Consider the following 16,480-nt stretch of genomic DNA (forward strand, 5'->3'; position numbering starts at 1 on the left):
GCCTTCACCTGCGCGCGCGCGGCATGCACCGCGGCTTGCGCGCTGCGTACGCGGGCGCGGTCATCGTCCAGTTCCTGGATGGACGAGGCGCCCTCCTTGGACAGCGTCTCGGAGCGCGCCAGGCGGCGGCGCGCGGCGTCCAGTTCGCTTTCGCGCTGCACCACCACGGCCTCGGCGGCCAGCTTGTCGCTTTCGCGCTGCGCGACCTGCGCGCGGGCGCTGGCCGCGCCGTTGACGGCCTGCTGGTGCTGGGCGCGGGCCTCCTCGCGCTGGGCTTGCAGGGTGTCGATCTGCATGCGCGCCAGCGGCTGGCCAGCGGTGACGAAGTCGCCTTCGACCGCCAGCACTTCCTGCACGCGGCCGGCCAGCTTGGCGGCCACGTCGATTTCGGTGGCTTCGATGCGGCCGTTGCCGCTGATGAAGCCCTCGCCCGGGCCGGTGTCGGACAGCAGCCGCCAGCCGTAGTAGCCGCCGGCGGCGACCGCCAGTGCGATCAGGACAGGGACCAGTTTTCGGGTAGGCAGGCGCATCGGGGATCCTTGGTTCTTGGTTTATCGGGGGCTGGCGTCTGACGCGGGGGCGGCTGCGGTCTGGGCCGCGGCGGGCGCTTGCGTGCCGCCGCCCAGCGCCGCATACAGCCGGACCCGGCTGGACAGCAGCGCGCGGCGCGTCTGCGCGAGCTTCTGCTGGGCCGCCAGCAGGTCGCGCTGCGCGTCCAGCACCTCCAGGTAGGGCGAGGCGCCATGGTCGTAGCGCAACTGCGCCAGGCGGGCGCGCTCGCTCTGCGCCGCCACGGTGGCGCGCAGCACGTCGACCTGCTCGGCCAGCCAGTAGCGGGCGGACAGCGCGTCGGACACGTCCTTGAACGCGGTCTGGATGGTTTGTTCGTAGGCGGCCACGGCCTGGTCGCGGCGCGCTTCGGTCAGTTCCAGATTCGAAGAGCGGCGGCCGGCGTCGAAAATCGGCAGGCTGATGCTGGGCGCGAAATTCCAGGCGCGGCTGCCGCCCGAGAACAGGCCGTCCAGTTCGCTGCTGGCGGTGCCGAAGGCGCCGGTCAGGGTGATGGTCGGCAGGAATGCGGCGCGGGCCGCGCCGATGTTGGCGTTGGCGGCCTTGAGCTGGTGCTCGGCGGCGGCGATGTCGGGGCGGTTGACCAGCAGGTCCGAAGGCAGGCCGGCCGGCAGTTCGCGCATGACGGAATCATCGTCCAGGCGCGTGGGCAAACTGGGCAGGTTCAGGGGCGCGCCCACCAGCAGTTCCAGCGCATTGGCTTGGGCGGCGCGGGTCTGTTCCAGGTCCGCGCCCAGCGCCTTGGCCTGCTGCCACAGCGTTTCGACCTGGGTCAGGTCCAGCTTGGAGATCGCGCCTTCCTCGAAACGGCGGCGGAAGATGCGCAGCGACTCTTCGCGCGAGGCGATGGTCGCGCGCGTCAGCGCCAGGCGTTCGTCCAGTTCGCGCAGGGACAGGTAGCTGTCCGCCACTTCCGCGATCAGGCTGAGCGTGGCGGCCCGCGCGGCGGCGTCGGAGGCCAGGTAGTTCTGCAGCGCGGCGTCCTTCAGGCTGCGCACGCGGCCCCAGAAGTCCAGCTCCCAGCTGGCCATGCCCAGGCCCACCTGATACTGGCTGGAAACCTGCGGCTGTCCCGTGAGGTTCAGGTCGCCCGGAACACGGGCGCGGGAGCCGTCCGCCTGCACGCCGACGGTGGGAAACTGGTCGGCGCGCTGGATGCCATACAGGGCGCGGGCTTCTTCCACGCGCAGCAGGGCGCGGCGCAGGTCGCGGTTGTTGTCCAGGGCGGTGGATATCAGCGTCTGCAACGCGGGATCGGGGAAGTAGGTGCGCCAGCCGATCTCGGCGGCCGCGGCGGCGCTCGCTGCTGTCGCTTCGGAACCCGGGGCCGTATAGACGGCGGGCACGGGCAGGGCGGGGCGGCTGTAGTCGGGCGCCATGGAAACGCAGCCGCTGGCCAACAGCGTCAGCAGGGCTGCGGGAACGAAGCGCGCGGCGATCGTGGCCGGAAACGGGCGGCGTGTCATGCGGGGTCTCTCCAGCGCGGGGGCCGGGTGCGTCCCTGGGCAGGCAGGCTTGTGGCGCCGCCTTCGGGGCGGACCCGATACCGGGTTCATGCTTGTGGGTATTGTGCAGTGCGGCGGCTGCGCATTCCTTGATCAAGATCAAAGTAGCGACTGACTGGTCGGTTTTTAATGAATTGCACATGCACAGGGAGCAGAGGAATGGTCATGCAGCGCCGTCGTCTTCCTCCGGCGGTGCGGGTCGGGCAGATCCTCGACGCCGCGCTGCAGGAGTTCTCGCAGGCGGGTTATGCCGGCGCCAGGATGGATGACATCGCGCTGCGGGCGGGGCTGTCCAAGGGTGGTCTCTATGCCCACTTCGACAGCAAGGAAGCCGTCTTCGAGGCTTTGCTGGCGCGTCACCTCAGCCCCTCGCGGCTCGACGTCGCCGCGGTGGTGGACGGCGCCGAGTCGCCGCGCCATCTGGCCGAACGCATCGTCAACCATCTCTACGTCAGCCTGAGCAATCCGGCCATGATCAGCACCATGCGGCTGTTGCTGGCGGAAAGCGGCCGCGTGCCGCACCTGGCCGCGCGCTGGCGGCAGGAGACCGCGGAGGCCCACCAGACCGACATCGCGCGGCTGCTGGAGCGCGCGCGGGCCCGTGGCCTGTGCGCGGATTGCGTGGCGCTCAAGCATCCCTGGCTGCTGTTGTCGCCCATCGTGCACACTCTGGTCATGTCGGTGCTGATGGGGCCGGGCGAGCGCATCGACCTGCCCGAGCGGCGCCAGGCGCATGTGGCCATGATCTGCGAACTGCTGCGGCAGGGGGCCGCATGATGGGCGGGCGCGGAGTTTCTTGACGCTGCGTCTCGCTTGGTGTCCTATCCAGACTGGTCGCGCGGCGGCCATGCACGACCCACGCGGCGAGGTGACATGGCGACATCGGGAGTGACAAGCGACACCCCATCCTGGCGTTATCTGCCGGTGGCTCTGGCATTGATCCTTCCCATCCTGGCCTGCGTCGGCTGGACCTGGCTGCTGGCCCACAATGCGCAGCGGCTTGAAGGCGAGACCGCCGCGCGCATCGTGCGCGCCCAGGCCGAGAGCATCCTCACGCAGTCACAGGACATGCTGGGGCGGGTGACGGAGCTTGCGGGCAAGCCCTGCGCCGAGGTGTTGCCTGTGCTGCAACGATGGGGCACGTTGAACCCGTACTTCCGTTCCCTGGTCCTGGTCCGGGACAAGCGCGTGTATTGCTCGTCGGCCGTGGGCGAGGTGGACGCATCGCTCGACGATTTCAGCAAGTGGAAGGTCGACGTGTCGGCGCCGCAGTGGCAGACGTCCGTGGCCGGCACGCCGCTGGCGCCTGACCGTCCAGCCATCCTGTTGGGCAAGTCCGGCGCGGACGGCGCCAGCAGCGGCATCGTGGTGGTGGACGGCCGCTATGCGCAGGACCTGGTGAATGCGGTCGCAACCATGGACGACCTGCAGCTGGAACTGGTGGTCGGCCGGCATGGCGCGCCGATCCGCAGCGATTCGTGGGGCGGCGCGGCGGCGCACGCAGTGCCGCTACGCGAGGAAGACGCGCGCGAGGACAGCGTGGCCGGCCTGAGAGTCAGCGTGCTGGCCCCGCCCGAAACCCTGGTGCGCGCATGGTCGCGCTCGATGGCGACATATCTGCCGGTGGCGCTGCTGCTCGGACTGGGCCTGGCGCTGGGCGTGCACCGCCTGCAGGCAAGCAGGCGATCGTTCAAGGAGCAGTTGCGGCGTGCCATGCGGGCCAACGAGTTCCAAGTGCATTACCAGCCCGTCTATGGCCAGGCCACGGGCCGCTGCGAGGGCGTGGAGGCGCTGATGCGCTGGGAGCGGCCGGGCATCGGGCCGGTGCGCCCGGACGTCTTCATCGCCGAAGCCGAGGCCCAGGGCATGATCATTCCCCTGACCCAGCACCTGCTCACGCTGATCGAACGCGACATGGCCACATGGCCCACGCCGCCGGATTTCCATATCGGCGTGAACATTGCGGCCGAGCACCTCTCCAGCGCGGTACTGCTGCCTGACGTCCAGGCTTTCGTGGCCAAGGTCGCGGCGCGGCATCCGCTGGTGGTGCTGGAGATCACCGAACGCAGCCTGATCGCGGACAACGGCCAGGCCCGGCGCAACATCGACGCCTTGCGCGCCCAGGGCGTGCGGGTCGCGATCGACGACTTCGGCACCGGACACTGTTCGCTGTCGTATCTGCAGAAGTTTCCGGTGGATTACCTGAAAATCGACCAGGGCTTTGTGCAGGCAATCGGGCCCGCCGGCGAAGAGGCGCCGGTGCTGGACGCCATCATTACGCTGGCGCATCGCCTGGGGCTGTCGGTGGTGGCCGAGGGCGTGGAAGCGCCGTATCAATTCGACTACCTGAAGGCGCGCGGCGTGGCGTTCATCCAGGGCTATCTGTTCGCCCGGCCCATGCCGTCGGCCGACTTCGTGCGCTGGTATGCCGGGCACGAACAACCCGGCGCCGCCTAGCCCTCAGGCGGCTTTTCCGTTCGGGGTGGCCTTGGCGAAGAACAGGTCGGTGATGCTCTGGCTGTCCATGGGTTCGCCATTGATTGCGCGGGTCAGCAGTTCGGCGCCCAGCAGTTGCACGGAGAACACCAGGTCGGGATTCACTCGGCGGATCTTTTCCAGGTGCTTGCTGGTGTTGACGAGCGCCACCGTCTTGGCGCCGCTTTCGCCGCATGCTTCCTTAGTGGCCAGCACGATGAAAGCGTTCTCGGCGTCGTCGTCGCGCAGCGCCAGCACGTAGCGGGCGCGCGTCACGCCCGCGTTGTGCAGCACTTCCACGCTGGAAGGATCGCCCTCGATCAGGTCCGTGGCCGCCGGATATTCCTGCGGCACGCCGGGGGGCACGATGACGGTGACTTCGTCGCCGCGGCGCCGCAGGCCGTCATAGACGCTCATGGCGATGGGCGTCGCGCCCGCGATGATGATGTGATTTTTGCGCATGGCGGTGGAGAACCTGCCTTTGACCAGCCGTTTCAGATTGCCGCCAATCACCGGCCCGGCGATCGCGCTGATGGATGTGGCGAAGATGGTGATGCCCAGGATGATAATAGACGCGGTGAACAGCCGCGCGGTGCCGCTGTGCGGCGTGATGTCGCCATAACCCACCGTGGACATGGACACGATGGAGAAGTAGAGCGCGGTGGTGGCATCCGTGATGGGCGGGTTGAATTCGTTGCCCAGGTAGAGCGTGCCGAAGACTGCGTAGATCAGCAGCGACAGCATGCTGACCAAGGCGAACAGCGAACCCGCCGTGACGCTGGCGCGGTCGAAGCGGCGCCAGTAGGCGATCAGCGCGATGACGAGCACCAGCGTGTAGATCCCCAGGCCGGCGCGGCCGCCGTCTCCCATGATGGCGAAGGTGCCGACGCCGATCAGCAGCACCAGCGAAAACGCCCAGGCGATGCGGGCCTTGAGTATCAGCCCCAGCGCAATGACCTGCAGCCCCACGCCCAGCACCAGGCGCGGTATTTCCAGCAGGCCGACCACGCGCATGACCTCGTGCCAGTTGTCGATGGCGAGCCAGAAGCCATACTCGCGCGCGCGCACCTCCCGCAGCACCGGATGCATGAAGGCATAGCCATCCAGCGCCACCAGGATGGCCAGGCACCAGTTGGGCGGGAACAGCGCGAGCAGCTTGCGCAGGCGGTGCTTGAGCGGAACGGGCAGTGTGGGCATGGGGTTTGGCGGGAACGGGTCCCAAGTCCTTTGCCGGCATTGTAGGGGGCATGCCGCCCTATATCAGATAGGTATGGAAGGCTATCAACAAAGAATTACTGGAAACCTGTCCGAGGTCCTAAACTTCGTGCATCACGCGGCTATTCCATACGGAACGCCGCTGATAAGGGCGGGACGCCCGCTGTTTTAGCAAGCGGACAAATCGCCTGGCGTTGATCACGTAGCAGCCTGTGCAGGGACTAGAGACCCGGCCCAGGTTCACGGTCTGACCGTACGTGAGCAGTATGAGGCACGAATGTTGGAATCGCGTGATCCGGGTAGTAGGCATCAGTGCCGGCTGATGACTCCAGGCTCACGTGTTGTTTTAGCGCGGCGTCTTAACCTTTCGAGGCAGCGCCGCGTTTTTTTCGCCCGGGCCCCTTGCGGGCCAGGCTTCAAGTGGACGCGTTCGCGTCAGCCGTTTCGCGGCGCCAGTCGTCCTGGGGTTCCAGCCGGCTCTCTTCTCCCATCACCCGAAAGTCCAGGTCCAGCGCGATGTCCGCTGCGAACATGTAGCCCCAGCCATGCACGGCGCGGATTGGCAGCGTCATCTGGTTGGCCGTCGCCTTGCGCCGCAAGCGGCTGATCATGACGTCCACGAAGCGGCGGCGAGTGAGGCCGCTGTCGGCGTCGTCCGCGCCGTCTGCGTAGAAGGCGTCGCGGCTGACCTTGCGGTCGGGGGCGTTCACCAGCCGCGACAGGAAGTCGCGTTCGCCGGTGGTCAGCCCCAGGGTCCGGCCCGTCGGGCTGATCAAGGTCCAGCCCTTGTTCGCCAGACGCCAGGTCTCGTGCATGGGCTCGTCCGGCCCGTGTCCGTCGGACGCTGCGTCCGCGCCGTCCAGGCCGACTGCGCGGCGCACCAGCGCTTGTAGCGCCGCCGCCAGTTCCAGGCCGGATACGTCCGGCGGCAGGCAGGCGTCCGCGCCGCAGAGCAGTGTGCGGATGCGGCTTTCAGCGTCGGCGAAGGTGGCGATGGCGACGATGCCCAGGCCGCGGTCCACCGCGCGCAATCGGACTGCGGCGTTGTGGATGTCGGGCAGCGGCGCCTTCAGCACCACCAGCGGGCAGGGGCGCCGCGAGTATCTGTCGTAGACGTCGGCCAGGTCGTGGCAGCGGCGGACGTTGAAACCGAGGTGCGAAAGGGCTTCGATGAGTCCGGCATGCCTGGCATCGTCGTGGCCCAGAAAGATGACATCCAGCGTGTTGTTCATTGATGCTTCCAATGAGGAGGCAGGGCGTGGCTGCTGTGCCTGGTGCCTAGGCGTGGCGCTGCGAAACAAGCCCGTCTCCCTGTGCTGCGCGCCGAGGCGCGGGAGCGCCGGGCGGTGTTGTTCGGATGGGCGCGAGGCCGGGGGTTTTACCCCTGGTTTCGTGCTTTCGCCGATGGCCGCCCATGCTTCGATGCTGCTTGGAAGTCACGCCCGTGTTTCATTTAAACACGGGCGTGTTTTTTTGTGAAGATACGTTTCTGTAGTTTCTGACAGTAACAGAAGGTGGGGGGCGAGCGCCATGGAAACGCTTGAAATAGTGTTTGTTTCGAGATTCTTGGCAGCATCGCATTATGTATCGCCGATACATTATTTTCGATTTTGAATACTCCAAACGCCATAAACTTGCGCAGGTTTTCTCGTGTGGCGCGCAGCGAAATGGTGGCAGCCGCCGCGTGGCCAATCCGATGCGGGCCACGCAAGCCGATGATAGATATGATTTTTTTGGTGGCGCGTCGGCGTGCGATCTGGCTCTTGGCGCGCGCCGGATGCGGGCGCAGGCAGCGGGCTGGCGCGATTTAGGGATTAGCCCCGCAATTGGGGTGCAATCCGTTTATTTGGCGCCAGTACTGAGATGTTTTAATCAAATAAATAAATTCTTATTAATGTCTCAGGTTGATCGATTGGACACGTTTAGCCATCGTCTGCGCAACGCAAGAATGCTTCAGGGATGGACTCAAAAGGACTTGGCGGTCGCGAGCAACCTGTCGCAAAGCGCTATCGGCAACTATGAGAGCGGGCAGCGCCGGCGGCCGTCGAGCGATGCCCTCATCAAGCTGACCCGCGCGCTGTGCGTCCATCCCATGTGGCTCAGCACCGGCGAAGGGCCGATGTCGAATCCGGATCCCGCCGCCACCCAGGCGGGCGCGGAGCGCCTCGCGCTGCCCGCCGCCTGGCCGTTCGAAAGCATCTCCTATGCCACCTATGCGCGCCTGAGCTTCCAGGAAAAGCGGCAGATCGAACAGGTGCTGGCCGCCTACATCAAGGCACGCGGCGAATAGACCCGAGCGGCTGCTGCGCGGGTGTGGTGGCGGGGCGCCGCCGGGCGCCGGCCGTGGGCGCTAGCCCATCGTCGTCGGTGCGCAGTCGGCTGCGCAGGCGTTCCACGGGATCCGCAATCACGCTGTTGAGCAGGGCCGAGAACGCGATGGTGCTTGTGATCACCAGGGCCGAGAACAGCAGCGGCTGATCCAGGTGCGCCTCTTCAAGCATCCACTTGAAGAACATGATCACCAGCGAATGGCAGATGTAGATCGGGTAGCTCAGCTCGCCTATTGCTTTGTCCAGCCTGTGGCGCGACTGGAACAGGAAGGCCAGCGGCAGCAGCGCCACGAACAGCAGCACGGCCAGGCCGTCGCGCACGTTGTGGTTCATGGCGATCGAGAAGTGCAGTACACAGTAGGCCGCCAGCACGGCCGTGCCGATCTCGGGCAGGCGCTTGACGCGCTGCGTCCAGGCCCTGTATCGCGGCAACAGTACCTGATGCGACAGCGAGCCGAGCAGGAACAGCGCCAGCTCCGTCGGAAAGAAGCGATAGGTCCAGGGATCGTTCAGGCCTATGCCGGTGGCGACCAATACTCCCCGCAGCGCCAGCGAGGCGGCCAGCAAGGCCAGCAGCCGCCGCGGCGAACCCAGGATGAAGGGAGCGACCAGGTAGAAACTCATCTCCACGCCCAACGTCCAGGCTTGCGGCACCAGCAAGCCTTCGTAGAGCGGCACCTCGCTGTGCGCGAAGCTGCCGGTGAAAGCTAGCGCCGAATGCTCGATGCCAAAGAACATCAGCCAGTCTTGGCCCATGATGAAAATGTTGGAGAGCACCAGGAACAACTCGGCGCTGAAGGGCAGGGCGTCATAGATGCGGAAGAACGCGCCGCCGCTCATCATGTGCGCCGCAAGCGTCAACGCCGCGACGGCCAGGTAGATTGGGAACAGGCGCAGAAAGCGGTTTGCATAGAACTTGCCCACCGCGCCCTGATAGTGGTCGGTGGCGGTGAGCACATAGGAAATCAGGAAACCCGAAATGACGTAGAACAGCTGTACCGCAAGGCGGCCGCCTACCAGATGGTCTGTGGCGCCCGCGCCCAGATGGTCTAGCACCACTGACAATGCCAACAAGGTTCTCAAAAAGCCCATCGCCGTGTCTCCCCCGGATTGATCTTATTTTTGGCCCCCGTGAGGAGCCGGACACCTGCGCCTGCGGTCGTTGCGATCGGCTTCCGTACCCTTGCGTGCCGGCCTGGCCCGGATGGCGATCTGTACTGATTCTGCGCGTCGACGTGCGCCGCCGCCATGGGGCGTTCGATGCAGCAAGGCCATGCAATTGGAGCGAGGCGCCAGACTCGCCGTGCTGCTTTTGGATACCGCTTATGGGCTGAGGACACGCTTGCGCAACCGCAAGGCCGGTTAAAGTCGGGATATGTGAAATTCATGGAGTCCCGTACATGCCTAAGCTCTTGTCCACGCGCTGCCGCTTGCTTGGCCCGGCGTTGCTGGCTGCAGCCCTGGCCGGTTGCGCCGGATCGACCGGAGGCGCGCGCCCGCAGGGCGCCGCCGCGGCCAATGCCGCCAGCAGCGCGGATTCGCTGGCCCAGACCAGCTGGGAACTGGTGCGCTGGACGCAAGCGGGCGGCGCGCTGCGCGATATCCCGCACGGCGACAACGGCGAGCCTGTGCGCCTGACGTTCCTGGCGCAAGGCAAGCAGTACCGCGTCAATGGCTTTTCCGGCTGCAACCGCTACATGGGCACCTACAAGCTCGAAGGCGGCAAGCTCCATATCGACGCCCCGGCCGCCACGCGCATGGCCTGCCCGGCGCCGGAGCGGGCCCGCCTGGAGGCGGACTATTTGCGCGGCCTGACCGCCATCGATACTTTCACGCTGGACAACGGCGGCGCGCCGCGGCACCTGACCTTCAACCTGCGCGGCGGCGACGTGCTGGAGTTCGTGCGCCGGCAGGATCCGCCCACGCCCTGACCTGCGCGGCAAAAAGCGCGTATCAAAGAGTGTTAAGCCGTGAAAAACGGTGGCGGACCCGGCCTACAATGGCACGGTCCGGCCCGCCTCGTGCGCGGGCGCGGCATTCCTCGTTTTTCCGGGAGACCCCCATGCCCTTTTCCGCGTCCCTGCGCTGGCTCGCGCCTTGCCTGTTGTCCATCGGTTTGGCCGCCTGCTCGTCACCGCCCCAGCGCGCCGCGGATGGACAGGATCCCCGCTTCCAGCCTGCCTCCGCCTCCGATATGCTGGCGCAGACCAGCTGGGACCTGGCGCGCTGGACCTTGCCCGGCGGCGGCTTGCGGGAGATACCGCATCCGTCTTCCAATTCGCGTCCGCTCACGGCCAGCTTCATCCATGACCAGGGCTCGCCGCGTATTTCCGGCTTTTCCGGCTGCAATCAGTACAACGGCGCCTACACCATCGCCAACGGCCTTCTGATCGTGCAGGGACGCCCCGTGTCGACCATGATGGCCTGCGCGCCGCAGAACATGAAGCTGGAGCAGGATTTCCTGGCCGCGCTGACCAGCATCACCGCCACGTCGGTGGACAACGCCAACAATCCGCAGCGCATGACCTGGATGCTGAGCTCGGGCGACAGGCTGGACTTCGGGCGCCGCGCCGATCCCGTCACGGGCGGCCAACAGGGGCCGACCAAACTGGTCTACGTCAACTCGGAGCGCGTGCCCTGCACCGCTGGCGCCGGCCGCGCCATGTGCTATCAGGTGCGCGACAGCGCGGGTCAGCCCTGGCAGCTCTGGTACGGCGAAATCACGGGCTTCAACTTCCAGCCTGGCGTACGCTACCGCCTGCGCGTGGTCGAGGTCCGCAACCCGAACCCGCCGGCCGACGCTTCGACGCTGAGCTGGGTGCTGGACGCCGTGGTCGAGCAGGAAATCGTCAATCATTGAGCGGGATCAAGCGGGGCGGCGGGCGGGCAAAACCGCCCAGCGTTTACTATTACGCCTTTCGCCGCCCGCTTTTTGCCGCTTTTCCATGACTGCCGTCGTCAATATCGCCGCCTACAAATTCGTTTCGCTGGATGCCTTGCCGGCGCTGCGCGCCCGCCTTCTGGATGAGGCCGGCCTGGCCCAGCTCAAGGGCACCATCCTGTTGGCCGAAGAGGGCATCAACCTGTTCCTGGCGGGTGCGGCGGATGGCATCGACGCGTTCCTGCGCACGCTGCGCGCCGATCCGCGCTTCGCCGATCTGGAAGTGAAATTCAGCCACAGCAAAACCGTGCCGTTCCGCAAGCTGCTGGTGAAGATCAAACGCGAGATCATCCGCATGGACCATCCGGCGATCCGCCCCGAGGCGGGTCGCGCGCCCGGCGTGGACGCGCGCACGCTGGCGCGTTGGCTCGACGCCGGCGTGGACGATGCCGGACGGCCCGTGGTCATGCTGGACACGCGTAACGCCTTCGAGGTCGACGAAGGTACCTTCAAGAACGCCATCGACTGGCGCATCGAGCGCTTCACGCAGTTTCCCGCGGCAGTGCAGGCGCACCGGGCCGAATTCGAGGGCAAGACAGTCGTCAGCTTCTGCACCGGCGGGATCCGCTGCGAGAAGGCCGCCATCTACATGAACGAAGTCGGCATCCAGAATGTCTACCAGCTCGACGGCGGCATCCTCAAGTACTTCGAGGAAACCGGCGGCCCGGGCTATGACGGCAAGTGCTTCGTCTTCGATGAGCGGATTTCGCTGGATCCGGGGCTGGCGCCCAGCAAGGCGTAGCCGCAGAACAGCAATGACAAAGAGCCCGCATCAGCGGGCTCTTTGCATTCAGCGGGGCGTTGCGGGATCAGCGCACGCGCATGCCGGGCTTGGCCCCGGGGAACGGCTCCAGCACGTAGATGCCGGCATCCACGGCTTCATCCGCATGGCTGGCGGCCAGCACCATGCCTTCGGATACGCCGAACTTCATCTTGCGCGGGGCCAGGTTGGCCACCAGCACGGTCAGCTTGCCGATCAGGTCTTCGGGCTTGTAGGCCGACTTGATGCCCGAGAACACGTTGCGGTGGCGGCCTTCGCCCGCGTCCAGGGTCAGGCGCAGCAGCTTGGTCGAGCCTTCCACGTGTTCGCAGTTGACGATCTGCGCGATGCGCAGGTCTACGCGCGCGAAGTCGTCGATGGAGATGGTCTCGGCGATGGGCTCGCCGCCGGGCACCACCACGGGGGCGGCGGGCGGCTCGAACAGGTCTTCCAGCATTTGCGGTTCGACGCGCTGCATCAGGTGCTTGAAGGGTGCCACGCGCTGCGGCAGCACGGCGGCGTCGGCCCAGGTGAACGGCGCCTGCGCGCCGAACAGTTCCAGGGCCACGCGTTCGGCCAGTTCGGGCAGCACCGGCGCCAGCATCACCGACAGCGCCTTGAAGCCCGCCAGCGAGCGCGAGCAGATGTCCTGCAGGGCTGCTTTTTGCGCGTCATCGGCCGTGGCGATGCCCTTGGCCAGCACCCAGGGCTGGGCTGTATCGAACGCCTGGTTGAGGCGATCGGCGTAGGCCATGATTTCGCGGATGGCGCGGTTGTACTCGCGGGCTTCGAACGCGGCGCGGATGGACTCCGCCTGTACGGCGTACTCCGCGGCCAGCGCCGAGGTGTCGCCCGAATAGCCGAGGACTCCATCGAAATGCTTGGTGATGAAGCTGGCGGCGCGGCTGGCGATGTTGACGTACTTGCCGATCAGGTCGCTGTTGACGCGGGCGATGAAGTCCTCGGGGTTGAAGTCCATGTCTTCGACCCGCGCGTTCAGCTTGGCGGCGATGTAGTAGCGCATCCATTCGGCATTCATGCCGAGTTCCAGGTAGCGCAGCGGCGAAATGCCGGTGCCGCGGCTCTTGGACATTTTTTCGCCGCTGACGGTGATGAAACCGTGCACGTTCACCGCGTCCGGCGTCTTGCGGCCGGCGAACTTGAGCATCGCGGGCCAGAACAGCGCGTGGAAATACACGATGTCCTTGCCGATGAAGTGGACCTGCTCGGTGGGGCCAGCGGGGTCGAGCAGCTTGTCGAAGTCCAGGCCCTTGACCGCGCAATACGACTTCAGCGAGGCCAGGTAGCCGACGGGGGCGTCCAGCCAGACGTAGAAGTATTTGCCCGGCGCGTCCGGGATCTCGATGCCGAAGTAGGGCGCGTCGCGGGAAATGTCCCAGTCGCCGAGCTTGGCCTCGCCATCGTCCGCTCCCAGCCATTCGCGCGTCTTGGCCAGCATTTCGGGCTGCAGGTGCTTGCCGCCGGCGGCGTTGGTGCCGGTGGTCCATTGCTGCAGGAATTCCACGCAACGCGGATCGGACAGCTTGAAGAAGAAGTGGTCCGAGGACTTCAGCACCGGCGTGGCGCCGGTCAGCGCCGAGTACGGGTTGATCAGCTCGGTGGGCGCGTAGACCGCGCCGCAGACCTCGCAGGAATCGCCGTACTGGTCCTTGGCATGGCACTTGGGGCACTCGCCCTTGATGTAGCGGTCGGCCAGGAACATGCCTTTGACCGGATCGTAGAACTGCTCGATGGAGCGGGTTTCGATCAGGTCCTGGGCCTTGAGCGCGCGGTAAATATCTTGCGACAGCGCGACGTTTTCGGCCGAATCGGTGGAATGCCAGTGGTCGAAACGGATGTGAAAGCCGTTCAGGTACTGCGGGCGCTCGGCGGCGTAGCGCGCCACCAGGGCCTGCGGCGTGATGCCTTCCTTTTCCGCCTTCAGCATGATGGGCGCGCCATGCGCGTCATCCGCACCCACGAAATGCACCGTGTGGCCCGCCATTCGCATCGAACGAACCCAGATATCGGCCTGGATGTACTCCATGATGTGGCCGATGTGGAAAGATCCGTTGGCGTAGGGCAGCGCAGTGGTGACAAAAAGGGTGCGAGACATGGTTGTCTTTGGAGGTTGAGGGAAAAAGGGGGTAAGCCGGCCATTTTAGGGCAACCGCGGGGACTTGCCCCGCAGCGGTCCAACAATGGCTCAACCCGCCCTTCGCGGCAGGCGAATCAGGCGGGTTGCGAAAGAATGCGGGATCCGGCGCGGATGCGGGGGCCGGCCATCCGGGGGCCGGCCGTCCGGGGGCCGTCCGTGTGGGCGCATAGGCCCGCGGCCCGCTTGCGCCGCGGGCGGCGCAAGCATGCTGGAAAGCCGCCGTCAGCGGATTTCGCGGGCTTCGACGTCGATCACGTCGCCGCGCGGCTGCGTGGCGAAGGGGGCGGTGGCGGACTGGAACGGTCCTGGGCGGGCGCCTTGGCGCTGGCTCCAATAGGCGCGAACGCCGAAAGGTTTGCCGCGCACCTTGGCGACCACGTACAGGATCGCCACGGCGATCGCCGTGGAAAGCATGAACACCAGCGCCATCGCCATGCCGATCAAGGCCAGGGCGGCGAATAGGACGGCACGAAAGAAGCGGATAAGTGTGTTGGTCATGAAGATCGGATGCAAAACGCAGCGAAAGGTTCCCGGGTATCCGCTATCCTTTAGGGGATGGCGGGCCGCAGAAGCCGCGCTGCCTACGGAACCATAGTGACATGAGTATAACGATAGAACAAATTCGCGCCGCGCTGCGTGCCGCGCAAGACCCGAATACCGGTATGGATTTGGGTGTTTCTGTAAAAGATCGTGACATCAAGCTGGAAGGCGGACGCGTTTCGCTGGCGCTGGAATTGGGCTACCCCGCCGATGCCGCGCGGATCCAGGTCCGGGACATCGCCGTGGCGGCGCTGGCTGCCGCCGGCGTGGCCGACGCCCAGGTCGACGTGACCTGGAAGGTCGCCGCCCATGCCGTGCAGAAGGGCCTGAAGCCGCTGCCGAACGTACGCAACATTATTGCGGTGGCCTCCGGCAAGGGCGGCGTGGGCAAGAGCACCACGGCCGTGAACCTGGCCCTGGCCCTGGCGGCCGAAGGCGCCAAGGTGGGCGTGCTGGACGCGGACATCTACGGTCCCAGCGTGCCGACCATGCTGGGCATCTCGGGCCGTCCCGAAAGCCTGGACAACAAGAGCATGGAGCCTCTCACGGGCCACGGCCTGCAGGCCAACTCCATCGGTTTCCTGATCGACGCCGACTCGCCCGCCATCTGGCGCGGCCCCATGGTGACGCAGGCGCTGGAGCAGCTGCTGCGCCAGACCAACTGGCGCGACCTCGACTACCTGATCGTCGATATGCCTCCGGGCACGGGCGACGTGGCGCTGACACTGGCGCAGAAGGTGCCGGTGGTGGGCGCAGTCATCGTCACCACGCCGCAGGACGTGGCGCTGCTGGACGCGCGCAAGGGCTTGCGCATGTTCCAGAAGGTCGACGTGCCGATCCTGGGCGTGGTCGAGAACATGGCCATCCACATCTGCTCGCAATGCGGGCACGCCGAGCATATCTTCGGCGAAGGCGGCGGCCAGCGCATGGCCGAGCAGTACCAGACGCCCTGGCTGGGCAGCCTGCCGTTGACCCTGGCCATCCGCGTGCAGACCGACGCCGGCGCGCCGACCGTGGTGTCGGATCCGGGCAGCGAAGCCGCGGCGCTGTACCGCGGCATTGCCCGCAAGCTGGCGGCTGGCGTGGCAGCGCTACCCCGCGACATGGCCGGGAAATTCCCGTCCATCGTCGTGCAGCAACCGACCTGACGCATGCGGTGGGCAGCCCGCGCCTTCTTGGCAGGACTTGTAGTGATGACGGGCGAGGCATGGGCCAAGCGCCCGGAAATCATCGTCGACCCCGGCGGCGTGCCGCCGGCCGCCCTGCAGGCGATCACCGAGGCCGTCGATGCGATCGCGCGGCTGGCCGAGGATCAGGACGGCGGTGAAATCAACCGCCTGCGTCGGCGTGCGCGCGACGCGACGCTGGCGGCCCTGGCCACCCAGGGCTATTTCTCGCCCACGGTGAAGCTCGAGGCCGGCACCGACATCGGCGGAGAAACCTGGGACATCAGCATCGTCTCGGGCAAGCGCACCACCGTCACGTCCGTGGACCTCAGCTTCACCGGCCGCATCACCCGGCCGGAGTTCGCCTCGCGGGTGCAGAAGCTGCGCGACGACTGGCAGCTCAAGACGGGCCAGCCTTTCATCAACAGCGACTGGAACAAGGCGAAATCGAGCCTGCTGGACGAGGTATCCTCGCGCGACTTCATGCTGGCGCGCATGACCGCGTCGCAGGCGGAAATCGAGGCCGACACGGCATCGGCCGCCTTGCGCGTCACGATAGACAGCGGCCCCCAGGTGCGCATGGGCGAGCTCACTACCGAGGGCCTGAAACGGGTACCCGAGAAGCTGGTCGAGCGCTATGTGCGCTATTCGCCGGGCGCCGCCTATGACCAGAACAAGCTGGACACTTGGCAACAGGACTTGCAATCCACCGCGTTCTTCCGCGGCGCGTTCGTGTCGCTGGAGCAGCCGGGCCAGGCGCAGCCTACGCCCGCGCCCAACGCGGACCGCGCGCGCGCGCCGGGTTCGACCGACCTGGCCG

15 protein-coding genes are annotated in these 16,480 nt (G+C 66.4%); 8 read left to right on the forward strand and 7 right to left on the reverse strand.

Annotated elements, in window-relative coordinates:
* Positions 1 to 530: HlyD family secretion protein (locus WBB14_RS03945; RefSeq protein ID WP_424238662.1), on the reverse strand; the 530-nt coding region annotated here is incomplete at its 3' end.
* A 21-nt stretch (positions 531 to 551) separates the two neighbouring features.
* Complete coding sequence (locus WBB14_RS03950; RefSeq protein ID WP_424238663.1) at positions 552 to 2,036, reverse strand: efflux transporter outer membrane subunit; 1,485 nt, start codon at positions 2,034 to 2,036, stop codon at positions 552 to 554.
* A gap of 198 nt (positions 2,037 to 2,234) precedes the next feature.
* Between WBB14_RS03950 and WBB14_RS03955 the strand changes: the two genes are divergently transcribed.
* Both WBB14_RS03955 and WBB14_RS03960 read left to right on the forward strand, forming a co-directional pair.
* A complete protein-coding gene (locus tag WBB14_RS03955; protein ID WP_424238664.1) occupies positions 2,235 to 2,852 on the forward strand; it encodes a TetR/AcrR family transcriptional regulator in 618 nt (205 codons plus the stop codon).
* A 96-nt stretch (positions 2,853 to 2,948) separates the two neighbouring features.
* Positions 2,949 to 4,532 carry an EAL domain-containing protein gene (locus WBB14_RS03960; protein ID WP_424238665.1) on the forward strand — a complete coding sequence of 528 codons (1,584 nt, stop codon included), beginning with the start codon at positions 2,949 to 2,951 and terminating at the stop codon, positions 4,530 to 4,532.
* Between the two features lie 3 nt (positions 4,533 to 4,535).
* On the opposite strand, the gene kch is transcribed toward WBB14_RS03960, so the two are convergent.
* Both kch and WBB14_RS03970 read right to left on the reverse strand, forming a co-directional pair.
* Complete coding sequence (gene kch, locus WBB14_RS03965; RefSeq protein WP_424238666.1) at positions 4,536 to 5,747, reverse strand: voltage-gated potassium channel protein; 1,212 nt, start codon at positions 5,745 to 5,747, stop codon at positions 4,536 to 4,538.
* A 434-nt stretch (positions 5,748 to 6,181) separates the two neighbouring features.
* Positions 6,182 to 6,997 carry a winged helix-turn-helix domain-containing protein gene (locus WBB14_RS03970; protein WP_424238667.1) on the reverse strand — a complete coding sequence of 272 codons (816 nt, stop codon included), beginning with the start codon at positions 6,995 to 6,997 and terminating at the stop codon, positions 6,182 to 6,184.
* Between the two features lie 350 nt (positions 6,998 to 7,347).
* On the opposite strand from WBB14_RS03970, the gene WBB14_RS03975 reads away from it, so the two are divergent.
* Positions 7,348 to 8,055, forward strand: a complete 708-nt coding sequence (locus WBB14_RS03975; RefSeq protein WP_424238668.1) for a helix-turn-helix domain-containing protein — start codon at positions 7,348 to 7,350, stop codon at positions 8,053 to 8,055.
* Here the strand turns inward: WBB14_RS03975 and WBB14_RS03980 are convergent.
* A complete protein-coding gene (locus tag WBB14_RS03980) occupies positions 8,036 to 9,187 on the reverse strand; it encodes an acyltransferase family protein (protein WP_424238669.1) in 1,152 nt (383 codons plus the stop codon). The two genes, WBB14_RS03975 and WBB14_RS03980, sit on opposite strands and share 20 nt — an antisense overlap.
* Positions 9,188 to 9,495: 308 nt before the next feature.
* Between WBB14_RS03980 and WBB14_RS03985 the strand changes: the two genes are divergently transcribed.
* From WBB14_RS03985 to WBB14_RS03995, 3 genes are all read left to right on the forward strand, one after another.
* On the forward strand, positions 9,496 to 10,026 hold the full coding sequence (locus WBB14_RS03985) for an META domain-containing protein (protein WP_424238670.1): 531 nt from the start codon (positions 9,496 to 9,498) through the stop codon (positions 10,024 to 10,026).
* Positions 10,027 to 10,157: 131 nt separating this feature from the next.
* A complete protein-coding gene (locus WBB14_RS03990) occupies positions 10,158 to 10,955 on the forward strand; it encodes an META and DUF4377 domain-containing protein (protein ID WP_424238671.1) in 798 nt (265 codons plus the stop codon).
* Between the two features lie 85 nt (positions 10,956 to 11,040).
* The gene (locus WBB14_RS03995; protein WP_424238672.1) at positions 11,041 to 11,778 is read left to right on the forward strand and encodes a sulfurtransferase; all 738 of its coding nucleotides are present in this window, start codon (positions 11,041 to 11,043) and stop codon (positions 11,776 to 11,778) included.
* A gap of 67 nt (positions 11,779 to 11,845) precedes the next feature.
* Here WBB14_RS03995 and metG read toward each other — a convergent pair whose 3' ends face one another.
* Both metG and WBB14_RS04005 read right to left on the reverse strand, forming a co-directional pair.
* Entirely contained in the window at positions 11,846 to 13,912 is a 2,067-nt protein-coding gene (gene metG, locus WBB14_RS04000) for a methionine--tRNA ligase (protein ID WP_424238673.1), read from the reverse strand.
* Between the two features lie 264 nt (positions 13,913 to 14,176).
* Entirely contained in the window at positions 14,177 to 14,452 is a 276-nt protein-coding gene (locus WBB14_RS04005; RefSeq protein ID WP_006226181.1) for a hypothetical protein, read from the reverse strand.
* Positions 14,453 to 14,553: 101 nt separating this feature from the next.
* On the opposite strand from WBB14_RS04005, the gene apbC reads away from it, so the two are divergent.
* Positions 14,554 to 15,642: an iron-sulfur cluster carrier protein ApbC gene (gene apbC, locus WBB14_RS04010; protein ID WP_424238674.1), complete on the forward strand. Its 1,089-nt coding sequence runs from the start codon at positions 14,554 to 14,556 to the stop codon at positions 15,640 to 15,642.
* A 3-nt stretch (positions 15,643 to 15,645) separates the two neighbouring features.
* Positions 15,646 to 16,480, forward strand: an 835-nt coding sequence (locus tag WBB14_RS04015; protein ID WP_424238675.1) for an autotransporter assembly complex protein TamA, incomplete at its 3' end; no start/stop codon positions are given.

The sequence above is a fragment of the Achromobacter sp. genome (genome assembly GCF_049647645.1).
In the GTDB taxonomy this organism is placed as follows: Bacteria; Pseudomonadota; Gammaproteobacteria; order Burkholderiales; family Burkholderiaceae_B; genus Achromobacter.

Coding starts and splice junctions, on each gene's coding strand:
- WBB14_RS03950 (WP_424238663.1), bottom strand. CDS start 2,036: ATGACACGCCGCCCGTTTCCGGCCACGATCGCCGCGCGCTTCGTTCCC.
- WBB14_RS03955 (WP_424238664.1), top strand. CDS start 2,235: ATGGTCATGCAGCGCCGTCGTCTTCCTCCGGCGGTGCGGGTCGGGCAG.
- WBB14_RS03960 (WP_424238665.1), top strand. CDS start 2,949: ATGGCGACATCGGGAGTGACAAGCGACACCCCATCCTGGCGTTATCTG.
- kch (WP_424238666.1), bottom strand. CDS start 5,747: ATGCCCACACTGCCCGTTCCGCTCAAGCACCGCCTGCGCAAGCTGCTC.
- WBB14_RS03970 (WP_424238667.1), bottom strand. CDS start 6,997: ATGAACAACACGCTGGATGTCATCTTTCTGGGCCACGACGATGCCAGG.
- WBB14_RS03975 (WP_424238668.1), top strand. CDS start 7,348: ATGTATCGCCGATACATTATTTTCGATTTTGAATACTCCAAACGCCAT.
- WBB14_RS03980 (WP_424238669.1), bottom strand. CDS start 9,187: ATGGGCTTTTTGAGAACCTTGTTGGCATTGTCAGTGGTGCTAGACCAT.
- WBB14_RS03985 (WP_424238670.1), top strand. CDS start 9,496: ATGCCTAAGCTCTTGTCCACGCGCTGCCGCTTGCTTGGCCCGGCGTTG.
- WBB14_RS03990 (WP_424238671.1), top strand. CDS start 10,158: ATGCCCTTTTCCGCGTCCCTGCGCTGGCTCGCGCCTTGCCTGTTGTCC.
- WBB14_RS03995 (WP_424238672.1), top strand. CDS start 11,041: ATGACTGCCGTCGTCAATATCGCCGCCTACAAATTCGTTTCGCTGGAT.
- metG (WP_424238673.1), bottom strand. CDS start 13,912: ATGTCTCGCACCCTTTTTGTCACCACTGCGCTGCCCTACGCCAACGGA.
- WBB14_RS04005 (WP_006226181.1), bottom strand. CDS start 14,452: ATGACCAACACACTTATCCGCTTCTTTCGTGCCGTCCTATTCGCCGCC.
- apbC (WP_424238674.1), top strand. CDS start 14,554: ATGAGTATAACGATAGAACAAATTCGCGCCGCGCTGCGTGCCGCGCAA.